Raw genomic sequence first — 254 nt, forward strand, 5'->3', positions numbered from 1 at the left:
GTTTAGGAATTTTACCATTCGCTATTTTTGCAGGTGTTGCATTTACAATTCCTTACGCATTAACTGGTGTTTATTTAGGTGCTGAATTCCCATCATTAATTGGTGCATTAGTAGGATTACCAATTGTTGTATTAGCTGCAAAAGCTGGATTCTTAATTCCTAAGAAAACTTGGGATTTTGCTCCTAAAGAAAAATGGCCAACTGAATGGATTTCTAAATTTGAAGTTAAATTAGATTCTTTATCAGACAAAATG

At 32.7% G+C, this 254-nt stretch carries 1 protein-coding gene; it reads left to right on the forward strand.

Features of this window, described 5'->3' with window-relative positions; all coding sequences use genetic code 11:
* On the forward strand, positions 1-254 hold a 254-nt coding region (locus tag ETC27_RS18500; RefSeq protein ID WP_136256084.1), incomplete at both ends, for an L-lactate permease.

Origin of the sequence: Onishia niordana, from assembly GCF_004798965.1 — a bacterium.
Taxonomy (GTDB): Bacteria; Pseudomonadota; Gammaproteobacteria; order Pseudomonadales; family Halomonadaceae; genus Onishia; species Onishia niordana.